An 8803-nucleotide genomic window follows, 5' to 3' on the forward strand; every position below is an offset into this window, starting at 1 on the left:
CGAATGCCTAGTGCCAGTTGACCGGTGGCCCGTGCGGGTGGCACTCGCCCAGCACGTCATGTTCGCCGCCCGGCCAGGTGCGCGCGCGAACCAGGAACCTGACCGGCGCGCCGGGCCCCTCCCGGGCGGGCTCGAGCGTCAGGTGCGCGAACGGCGACCGTCCATCCGCCCGCGCGGCCAGCTCGTCGACGGCGCCCCGCACCGCCTCGCGCTCCGCACCGGACAGGTACTGCCAGGTGATCGAGTGCCACAGCACCGTCAGCGTGCCCTCGGCCAGTGTCATGGCGGCGACGGCGTCGGCGGCGGTGGCGCGTTCGATGCGCGCCGGCACGGAGCGCGCGACGGCGATCGCGCCGCGCAGCCGGTCCGTCCGCGCGCTCTGGTCGGGCCAGACGTAGCTCAACACGGTCAGCTCGCCGTCGGCGACGGTCACGTCGATCGGCGAGATGTCGTACCCGCACCGTTCGGCGATCCGCAGTGCCCCGTCCGGTGGGATCGACCCGCGCCACGCGTCCGGGACGGTCACCGGAGAGTCCGCCGGTCCCCAGTGGTGGTCGGCGAAGCGATAGCGGTAATGGTCGGCCCGCAGGTTCAGCCCCGCGCTTGTCCCGATTTCGAAAAGCCTTACGGGCAAACCGAAGTGATGGTTGATCCGCAGCAGCCCCCCGATCAGTGCGGCGGACCGGCCCACCTCGTTCGTTTGCGGGGGATGGTCGAGGGACGCGCGCAACGAATCGGAGTGATCGGCCGCGGCGGCCAGGATCTCGGGCCAGGCCTCCTTGGCGTCCCAGGCGCCGCCGGTGCTGGGATACCAGCGGCGCAGCCGCGGCGCGCGGCCGTCGAGCACGAGTCGGTGCAGTCCACCGAGCAACCGAAGCGGCACCGCCTGGCGCGGCGGCGCGTCCTCATGTCCGGACAGGATGGCCGCAAAGCGGCCGCCGGCCTCGGCGTCGTCGGCCACCAGGTCCAACAGCTCGCCGTACATCGGCGAGCCCGAGGCGGCGCAGAACCGGCCCTGCGACCGCAGCGTCTGCAGCAGGGCTCCGTCCCTCACGGGTCGAGGCCGTCCAGCGCCGGGCCGACGACGTCGAACGCGTTCCCGAGGGCGGTCGGCAGCGGGACGGATTCGTCGGCCAGCCAGTGCTCGTAGGCGGCCAGCGCCACCCCGAGCATCGTCCAGGCCACCGTCTGCGGCAGCAGGTCGGTCGTCTTGCGGTCCGAGCGGTGGGCCACGAATCCGGCGATCACGTCCCGCCATCCGGCATACATCGTCATCGAGTACGCCTGCAGTTCGGCGGTCTGCAGGATGACGCGCATCCGCTGGCGGTGACGCGCCGTCTCCATCTCGTCAAACGTGTTGAACGCCAACAGCGCCGCGCGCAGCGCCTCGCCCAGGCGCACCCGCGGATCGACGGCCTCGAGCAGCTCGCGCAGGAGGGCCAGGTGCGTGTCGAAGTCGCCCCACGGGATCGCGTTCTTCGACGCGTAGTAGCGGAAGAGGGTGCGGCGGGAGATGCCGGCCGCCTGCGCGACGTCATCGACGCTCACGTCGGCGAATCCGCGCGTGGCGAACAGCTCGATGGCGACGTCGGTGATGTGGTGCGGCGTCGTCGAGCGGCGCCGGCCCACCCGCGGCTGCGGCATCATCGGCACCCGCCCTTCCGTTTCGGCACTCGATGCCATATTCTGTCGACGATTGTGACGCGAGACTCATCGTTGTCAAGATCCGACGAAAGGCAAGGACCGTGGACCACGAGACCCAGACCGACACCGAGCTCGTCACCGAGACCCTGGTCGAAGAGGTGTCCATCGACGGGATGTGCGGGGTCTACTGACCCTTGGACCCCGACCGCGGCTGGCGTCTGCATCCGCAGGTGGCGGTGCGCCCCGAGCCGTTCGGCGCCCTGCTCTACCACTTCGGCACGCGCAAGCTCTCGTTCCTGAAGAACCGCACCATCCTGACCGTGGTGCGGTCGCTCGCCGACCATCCCGACGCCCGGTCGGCCTGCCGTGCCGCGGGCGTCGAGGACTCGGGACAGGAACCCTATCTGCGGGCGCTCGGTGTGCTGGTGGAGTCGAAAATGCTTGTCCCTCAGGAGGATCGCCCGTGACCGTGCCTCGCCTCATCGAGCAGTTCGAACGCGGGCTCGACGCGCCCATCTGCCTGACGTGGGAGCTGACGTACGCCTGCAACCTGGCGTGCGTGCACTGCCTGTCGTCGTCGGGCAAACGCGATCCGCGGGAGCTGACCACCCGGCAGTGCATGGACATCATCGACGAGCTGGAACGCATGCAGGTGTTCTACGTCAACATCGGCGGCGGGGAGCCCACGGTGCGCCCGGACTTCTGGGAGCTGGTCGACTACGCCACGGCGCACCACGTCGGCGTGAAGTTCTCGACCAACGGGGTCCGGATCACGCCGGAGGTGGCCGGGCGACTGGCCGCCAGCGACTACGTCGACGTCCAGATCTCCCTCGACGGCGCCACCCCCGAGGTCAACGACGCCGTCCGCGGCCCGGGATCCTTCGCGATGGCGATGCGCGCACTGGAGAACCTGGCGGCCGCGGGGTTCCGCGACGCCAAGATCTCGGTCGTGGTCACCCGGCACAACGTCGGCCAGCTCGACGACTTCGCCGCGCTGGCGGGACGCTACGGCGCCACGCTGCGGATCACCCGGCTGCGTCCCTCGGGACGCGGGGCGGACGTGTGGGACGAGCTGCACCCGACCGCCGACCAGCAGGTCCAGCTCTACGACTGGCTGGTCGCCAAGGGGGAGCGGGTGCTCACCGGTGACTCCTTCTTCCACCTCGCCCCGCTCGGGCAGTCTGGCGCGCTGGCCGGCCTGAACATGTGCGGGGCGGGCCGGGTGGTGTGCCTGATCGACCCGGTCGGCGACGTGTACGCCTGCCCCTTCGCCATCCATGACCGCTTTCTGGCCGGAAACGTGTTGTCGGACGGCGGTTTTGACAACGTGTGGAAGAACTCGGCCCTGTTCCGCGAGCTGCGCGAGCCGCAGTCGGCGGGCGCCTGCGGAAGCTGCGGGCACTACGACAGCTGCCGCGGCGGCTGCATGGCGGCCAAATTCTTCACCGGCCTGCCGCTCGACGGCCCCGATCCCGAATGCGTCCAGGGCCACAGCGCGCCGGCGCTGTCCCGCGAGCGGCAGACACCCCGGCCGCGGGCCGACCACTCCCGCGGGAGCGCGAAGCGCGGACCCGTACCGCTGACCCTGTCGCGTCCGCCGGCGCGCCTGTGCAACGAGAGTCCGCTGTAGATCATGGCCGAGTGGTTCGAAACGGTCGCCATCGCCCAGCAACGCGCTCAACGACGGCTCCCGAAATCCGTGTATTCGTCGCTTATTTCGGCCAGCGAAAAAGGAATAACGGTCTCGGACAATGTCGAGGCGTTCGGCGAACTCGGATTTGCGCCGCACGTCGTCGGCGCACCGGAAAAGCGCGACCTGTCGACGACGGTCATGGGCCAGGACATCGCCTTGCCGGTGATCATCTCGCCGACGGGCGTCCAGGCGGTGGACCCGGACGGCGAGGTGGCGGTGGCGCGCGCGGCGGCGGCGCGCGGTACCGCGATGGGGCTTTCGTCGTTCGCCAGTAAACCCATCGAAGAGGTCATCGCCGCCAACCCGAAGCTGTTCTTCCAGGTGTACTGGCTCGGCGGGCGCGACGCGATCGCCGAGCGGGTCGAACGGGCACGCGCGGCCGGCGCGGTCGGCCTGATCGCCACCACGGACTGGTCGTTCTCGCACGGACGGGATTGGGGCAGCCCGAAGATCCCGGAGAAGATGAACCTGCCGACGTTCCTGCGCCTGTCCCCGGAGGCGATCGTGCGGCCGCGGTGGCTGTGGAAGTTCGGCAAGACGTTGCGGCCCCCGGAGCTGCGGGTGCCCAACCAGGGCCGGCGCGGCGAGCCCGGTCCCCGCTTCTTCGACGCCTACGGCGAATGGATGGGCACGCCCCCGCCGACCTGGGAGGACATCGCCTGGCTGCGCGAGCTGTGGGGCGGACCGTTCATGCTCAAGGGCGTGATGCGCGTCGACGACGCGAAAAGGGCTGTGGATGCCGGGGTTTCGGCCATCTCGGTGTCGAACCACGGCGGCAACAACCTCGACGGCACGCCGGCGTCGATACGCGCCCTGCCCGCGATCGCCGCGGCGGTCGGCCACGACATCGAGGTGCTGCTCGATGGCGGCATCCGCCGGGGGAGCGACGTCGTCAAGGCCGTGGCGCTCGGGGCGCGGGCCGTGATGATCGGGCGCGCGTACCTGTGGGGCCTGGCCGCGGCGGGCGAGGCCGGCGTCGAGAACGTTCTCGACATCTTGCGCGGCGGCATCGACTCGGCTCTGATGGGCCTCGGCCGGTCGAGCGTGCACGAGCTCACGCCGGACGACGTCCTGGTGCCGCCGGGTTTCGCCCGGGCGCTCGGGGTGCCCGGCCAGGGCCTCCTCTAGCCTGGACTTAGTCCAGTCGGGGTTTGTTGGCCGGATTTGCCCGGAATCGAGTTTGTATAGCGCTCGCGCGTGGTACATGCGGGGCAAGCGTGACGGACGAGCCGAATTTCGAATAGCGGATGAACGGGCCAGAAAAAATTTCTCACCAAGGTACAACAATTGGTGCACGACAGGTGAATTCGTCCTACCATCACCGAGTGCCCGTACTCGGCGAATTAGGACGTGCGACGTCGAGCCAGCTATCCGGCATCTCGCTTTCCCTTTTGGTCCCCTTGGGGTCGACCGAACAGCATGGTCCGCACCTGCCGTTGGACACCGACACCCGCATCGCGACCGCCGTCGCGGGGGCCGCGGCCGCCCGTCTCGACGGCCCCGCGCGGGGCGACTGGTCGGTGGCGCCGGCCGTCGCCTACGGCGCCAGCGGCGAGCACCAGAGTTTCCCCGGAACCATCTCGATAGGCACGCAGGCCCTGACCGACCTGCTCGTGGAATTCGGCAGGTCGGCCGCCTGCTGGGCCCGGCGCCTGGTCTTCGTCAACGGCCACGGCGGCAACGTCGGCGCGCTGGCCGCCGCCGTGCGCACGCTGCGCGCCGAGGGCTGGGACGCCGGATGGTGCCCGTGCGTCGCGGCCGGCGGTGACGCCCACGCGGGCCATACCGAAACGTCCGTACTGCTGCACATCTCGCCGGCGGACGTCCGGGCCGACCGGTGGCTGGCCGGCAACCGGGCGCCGCTTGGCGAATTGCTCCCGTCGATGCGCCGTGGCGGCGTCGCGGCGGTGAGCCCCGTCGGGGTCCTTGGCGACCCGACCACGGCCACCGCCGACGAAGGCCGTCGCATCTTCACCGAGATGGTCGACGAGTGCGTCCACCGGGTCACCCGGTGGCGGGCCGGAGCCGACGGACTCCTCGCATGAGCCAGCCCCGCCTCCCGGACGGGTTCGCCGTCCAGGTCGACCGCCGCGTGCGGGTGCTCGGTGACGGCAAGGCCCTGCTGGGCGGCTCCCCGACCCGCCTGCTGAAGCTGGCGCCCGCCGCCCAGGACATGCTGTGCGACGGCAGGCTGAAGGTCCGCGACGACGTCAGCGCCCAGTTGGCGCGCACCCTGCTGGACGCCACCGTCGCCCACCCCCGGCCCGCGGGCGGCCCGTCGCACCGGGATGTGACCGTCGTAATTCCCGTGCGCGACAACCTTTTAGGGGTCCGACGGCTGGTGAGTTCCCTGCGCGGCCTGCGCGTCATCGTGGTCGACGACGGCTCGTCCGTGCCCATCCGGCCCGATGATTTCGTCGGCGCCCACTGCGACGTCGAGGTGCTGCGCCACGAGCGCAGCAAGGGACCGGCCGCCGCGCGCAACACCGGGCTGGCCGCGTGCACCACCGACTTCGTCGCGTTCCTTGACTCCGACGTCGCGCCGCGCCGGGGCTGGCTGGAAGCCCTGCTCGGTCATTTCTGCGATCCGACCGTCGCGCTGGTCGCGCCGCGCATCGTCGGGCTCGCGCACAGCGAGAACGTGGTCGCCCGGTACGAGGCGGTGCATTCTTCTCTGGACCTCGGCGAGCGCGAGGCGCCGGTGCTGCCGCACAGCACCGTGTCGTACGTCCCGAGCGCGGCCATCATCTGCCGGTGCTCGGCGCTTCGCGGCATCGGCGGCTTCGACGAGACCATGGAGTCCGGCGAGGACGTCGACCTGTGCTGGCGGCTCATCGAGGCGGGCGCGCGGCTGCGCTACGAGCCCATCGCCCTGGTCGCGCACGACCACCGCACCGAATTGCGGGATTGGCTGGCGCGCAAAGCATTCTATGGCGGATCGGCCGCCCCGCTGTCGGTGCGTCACCCGGACAAGACGGCCCCGGTCGTCATCTCCGGCTGGGCGCTGACGGCCTGGATCCTGATGGCCCTCGGGACGACGGTGTCGCAACTGGCGTCGGTCCTCGTCGCCTTCCTGACGGGGCAGCGGGTCGCGAAGGCGATGCGCGGCGCCGACACCTCACTGTGGGACGTGCTCGTAATCGCCACCCGGGGGTTGTGGTCGGCCGCGCTGCAACTCGCCTCCGCCCTGTGCCGGCACTACTGGCCGCTGGCGCTGCTGGCCGCCCTGCTGTCGCGCCACTTCAGACGGGTGGTGCTGGTCGCCGCCGTCATGGACGGCGTGGTCGACTGGCTGCGTCGCCGCGACGCGATCGGCGACGACTCCGAGCCGATCGGCCTGCTGACCTACCTGCTGCTCAAGCGCATCGACGACCTGGCCTACGGCCTGGGCCTCTGGTGGGGCGTGCTGCGCGAGCGCAACCTGCGTGCGCTCAAGCCGCAGATCCGGACGTAACCGCCCGCCTTGAGTAGCGCCGCGCCGCACAGCGATGTGCTGATCGTGGGTGCCGGCAGCGCAGGTTCGGTTGTTGCCGAACGCCTTTCCGCCGACTCGGGCCGCCGCGTGACGGTGCTCGAGGCGGGCCCCGCGCTCGCCGACCCAGACCTGCTGGCTCAGACGGCCAACGGCCTGCAATTGCCGATCGGCGCGGGCAGCCCCCTGGTTCAGCGCTACCGGACCCGGCTCACCGCCGAGCCGGTGCGCGAGTCGCCGATCGTGCGGGGCGCGACGGTGGGCGGTTCGGGCGCCGTCAACGGCGGCTACTTCTGCCGCGCCCTGCCGAGCGACTTCGACGGCTTCGGGCTGCCGGGCTGGGCCTGGTCCGACGTCCTCGAGCACTACCGCGCGATCGAGACCGACCTCGATTTCGACGGCCCCGCGCACGGCGACACCGGTCCGATCCTGGTTCGGCGGGCCCGCGAGATGACCGGCACCACCGAACGCTTCGTCGCCGAGGCCCGCCGTGCCGGCTTCGAGTGGATCCCCGACCTCAACGACGTTGGCGCCGGACCGGTTTCCGGTGTCGGCGCCGTCCCGCTCAACATCGTCGACGGCGTACGGGTCGGCCCCGGTGCGGCATATCTGCTGCCCGCGCTGAGACGGCCGAATCTCATTCTGGTGGAGCGGACGCGCGCGTTGCGACTGCGCTTCGACGGAACGACGGTGCTGGGTGTCGATGCGGAGGGTCCGCTCGGGCAGATGGCGCTCACCGCCGACCGAATCGTCCTGTGCTGCGGCGCAATCGGTACCGCCCACCTGTTGATGGTGTCGGGAGTCGGGGATGCGCGCATGCTCCGCGCCGCCGGAGTGCCCGTGGTTTCGCCGCTGCCGGTGGGGATTTCGTTCAGCGACCACCCCGAGTGGGTGCTGCCGACCGATTGGACGGTGGCGCCGGACCGGCCCGTCCTCGAGGCCGTCCTGCATACGGATGGGCTCGAAATCCGGCCATACACGGGAGGTTTCATTGCCATGGTCGGTGACGGCACCGCGGGGCGCCCCGACTGGCCGCACATCGGGGTGGCCCTGATGCGGCCGAAGGCGCGGGGACGGCTGACGCTGCTCTCCCCGGATCCCGGCGTGCCGCCGCTCATCGAGCACCGCTACGACAGCGAACCCGACGACGTCGCGGCCCTGCGCCGCGGCACCGAGCTGGCCCGCGAACTCGCCGGTACCCCAACAGATCTCGGGTCACCGTCCTGGTCGACCTCCCAACACCTTTGCGGCACAACGCCGATGGGCGCGGTCGTGGACCATGAGTGCCGCGTGCTCGGTCTCGAGAACCTGTGGGCCATCGACGGTTCGGTGCTGCCGGCGATCACCAGCCGCGGCCCGCACGCCACGATCGTGATGCTGGCGCACCGGGCCGCGGAATTTCTGATCTGAGCCCGGCGGCAGGGTCAGGCGAGGACCTGCCCGTCCGCTCCGGGCACTCCGAACAGCAAGCCACCCTGCCCGCCTGTGCCGGGCGGGTCCGTCCCGGCCGTGAAGCCGTTGCCGCCGTTGCCGCCGTCGCCGACCAGCCGGGCGTTGCCGCCGTTTCCACCGCCGCCATCCGTCGACACGCCGAACCCGGCCGAACCGCCCGTGCCGCCGTTGCCGATCCACGCGGCCGTGCCGCCCGGGCCGCCGGCGCCGCCATTGATACCGGCGCCGCCGACCCCGCCGGGGCCGCCGTTGCCGAAGATCAATCCGGCCGTGCCGCCGGCGCCGCCCTTGCCGGCGAAGGTCGCCGATCCGCCAGTGCCGCCGGACCCGCCGTCTCCGCCGAGCAGTCCGCCGTTGCCGCCGGCACCGCCCGCGCCCCCGGTCGCTCCGGAACCGGTGGCGCTTCCGCCGGTGCCCCCGCCGCCGCCGGGTGCCCACAGGCCGCCGGTTCCGCCCCCCCCGCCGGTTCCGCCGGTTCCGACGTTCGTCGTGTCGAAGCCACCGGTACCACCGGCTCCGCCCGGCGCGAACCAGCCTCCCGC

The 8803-nt window shown here is 71.4% G+C and carries 9 protein-coding genes and 1 pseudogene; 7 read left to right on the plus strand and 3 right to left on the minus strand.

Annotation, left to right across the window (positions count from 1 at the left end):
* Positions 1-7 precede the first annotated feature (7 nt).
* On the minus strand, positions 8-1054 hold the full coding sequence (locus GPY60_RS21995; RefSeq protein ID WP_231639777.1) for a DUF2332 domain-containing protein: 1047 nt from the start codon (positions 1052-1054) through the stop codon (positions 8-10).
* A complete protein-coding gene (gene mftR, locus GPY60_RS22000; RefSeq protein ID WP_197283783.1) occupies positions 1051-1647 on the minus strand; it encodes a mycofactocin system transcriptional regulator in 597 nt (198 codons plus the stop codon). The genes GPY60_RS21995 and mftR overlap by 4 nt, the downstream gene beginning before the upstream one ends.
* Before the next feature lie 98 nt (positions 1648-1745).
* On the opposite strand from mftR, the gene mftA reads away from it, so the two are divergent.
* From mftA to mftG, 7 genes are all read left to right on the plus strand, one after another.
* Complete coding sequence (gene mftA / locus GPY60_RS22005) at positions 1746-1835, plus strand: mycofactocin precursor MftA (protein ID WP_085258088.1); 90 nt, start codon at positions 1746-1748, stop codon at positions 1833-1835.
* A 3-nt stretch (positions 1836-1838) separates the two neighbouring features.
* Positions 1839-2111, plus strand: coding sequence for a mycofactocin biosynthesis chaperone MftB (gene mftB / locus GPY60_RS22010; RefSeq protein WP_156689816.1), 273 nt, complete (start codon positions 1839-1841; stop codon positions 2109-2111).
* Complete coding sequence (gene mftC / locus GPY60_RS22015) at positions 2108-3274, plus strand: mycofactocin radical SAM maturase (RefSeq protein ID WP_156689817.1); 1167 nt, start codon at positions 2108-2110, stop codon at positions 3272-3274. Before mftB ends, mftC begins: the two co-directional genes overlap by 4 nt.
* A 3-nt stretch (positions 3275-3277) precedes the next feature.
* Entirely contained in the window at positions 3278-4465 is a 1188-nt protein-coding gene (gene mftD / locus GPY60_RS22020; protein WP_156689818.1) for a pre-mycofactocin synthase MftD, read from the plus strand.
* Between the two features lie 173 nt (positions 4466-4638).
* On the plus strand, positions 4639-5382 hold the full coding sequence (gene mftE, locus GPY60_RS22025) for a mycofactocin biosynthesis peptidyl-dipeptidase MftE (protein ID WP_156689819.1): 744 nt from the start codon (positions 4639-4641) through the stop codon (positions 5380-5382).
* A complete protein-coding gene (gene mftF / locus GPY60_RS22030; protein ID WP_156689820.1) occupies positions 5379-6791 on the plus strand; it encodes a mycofactocin biosynthesis glycosyltransferase MftF in 1413 nt (470 codons plus the stop codon). Before mftE ends, mftF begins: the two co-directional genes overlap by 4 nt.
* Before the next feature lie 9 nt (positions 6792-6800).
* Complete coding sequence (gene mftG / locus GPY60_RS22035) at positions 6801-8219, plus strand: mycofactocin dehydrogenase MftG (RefSeq protein WP_156689821.1); 1419 nt, start codon at positions 6801-6803, stop codon at positions 8217-8219.
* Between the two features lie 14 nt (positions 8220-8233).
* Here the strand turns inward: mftG and GPY60_RS26720 are convergent.
* Positions 8234-8803, minus strand: a pseudogene (locus GPY60_RS26720) (PE family protein); the annotation flags it as partial.

The sequence above is a fragment of the Mycobacterium sp. Marseille-P9652 genome (assembly GCF_902652685.1).
Taxonomy (GTDB): Bacteria; Actinomycetota; Actinomycetes; order Mycobacteriales; family Mycobacteriaceae; genus Mycobacterium.